Source organism: Mesorhizobium sp. M7A.F.Ca.CA.004.06.1.1 (assembly GCF_003999135.1).
Taxonomy (GTDB): Bacteria; Pseudomonadota; Alphaproteobacteria; order Rhizobiales; family Rhizobiaceae; genus Mesorhizobium.
In genome coordinates this window covers 1-1,412 of sequence record NZ_RZPQ01001089.1, presented here as the reverse complement: position 1 = coordinate 1,412, position 1,412 = coordinate 1, and the positions used below count along the sequence as shown (strand labels likewise).

General features: G+C 65.0%; 2 protein-coding genes. One reads left to right on the top strand and one right to left on the bottom strand.

Annotated features, from left to right (window positions below):
• Positions 1-779 (bottom strand): dipeptide epimerase (locus EN906_RS34095; protein ID WP_164777603.1); only part of this gene is annotated, 779 nt, incomplete at its 3' end.
• Positions 780-855: 76 nt separating this feature from the next.
• Between EN906_RS34095 and EN906_RS34090 the strand changes: the two genes are divergently transcribed.
• Positions 856-1,412, top strand: a 557-nt coding sequence (locus tag EN906_RS34090) for an STAS domain-containing protein (protein WP_127375776.1), incomplete at its 3' end; no start/stop codon positions are given.

Here is a 1,412-nt window from a genome sequence, read left to right as displayed (position 1 = left end):
CGCAGCACCAGTGCCGCAGTCAGGCCCCCCGACTTGTCGAGCTTGATGTTGACGGCATCGTAGAGACCGACAAGCGCTTCGAGATTCTCAGCCTCGTGCACGCTTTCATCGGCGCAGATCGGCACGGGATGGGCGATATGGCGCAGGATTTCGTCATGACCGGCCGGCAGCGGCTGCTCGATCAGCGCGATGCCTTGTTCGGCGGCAAAGGCGAGGTTCGCAACGATGTTGTCGTCGCTCCAGCCCTCATTGGCGTCGAGGATGATGCGGCTGTCTGGCGCTGCCTGCCTGACCGCGCGGATGCGGGCGATGTCGTTGTCGCCGCCGATCTTGACCTTGAGCAGCGGCCGCGCCGCATTGGCGCGAGCCTGCGCCGCCATCGCCTCCGGCTCGCCCAGCGACAGCGTGTAGGCGGTTTCGAGCGCCTGCAAGGGAAGAGCACCTATCGCGACTGCTACCGAGGTTCCGCTGAGCTTTGCCTCCAGGTCCCACAGGGCGCAGTCTATGGCGTTGCGGGCGGCTCCGGCCGGCATAGCATCGAGCAAGGCGGTCCGGCTGATGCCACCGGCGATCCGGCCGCGCATGGCCTCGATCGCGTCGCGCACGCCCTCCATGGTCTCGCCATAGCGCTTGTAGGGGACGCATTCGCCGCGGCCGAGGTGGCCGCCCTCGCCGATCGTGCAGGAGATCACCTCGGCTTCGGTCTTGGAACCTCGCGAAATGGTGAAGGTTCCGGCGATGGGAAAACGCTCGGCCTCGACCGAAATGACACGCGCCATATTTTTCTGCTCCTGCTGTGCGACAAGCGTTGTCGGCAAATCGACAGGTCAGACCCGTCAGGCTAAACAGGACGCCATGTTGACCATCGGCAAGCGCGACGCAAGCGGCACGACCGCAGGGGAGGCTGACCACGAACCGCGCGTGGCGATCGGCGAGGAGGATGGCGTTCTTGGCTGCGCTTTCTCCGGAATCTGGACCACAAGGACCGTCGCGCTCATCGACGCCGACATGCGCAAGATCGAAAAGCGAAGCGGCTTCAAAACCTTGGCGCTCGATGTTTCCAAGATCGAGAAGATGGACACCGCCGGCGCCTGGCTGATCGACCGGCTGGTCAGCGCCTTCGAGAAGAAGGGCGTCGAGATCCAGATGCAAGGCCAGAGCGAGATCGCTTCGATCCTGCTCGAAGCTGTCGGCGAGGCCGTGCGGCGCGAACCCGAATCCGGCCCGGCGCGGCCGCCCAACATCGTCATTCGCGCGCTTGAGGCGGTCGGCCGCCGCGTCTACGAGATGCGCGACGATTTTCTCGCTTCGATGAACATCCCCGGCGCCACCATCCGTGGCGCGCAGATGAAGCTCGGCCGTGGCCATGCCGTCAACCCGGCGGCGATTTTCAACCAGATCGACCGCATGGG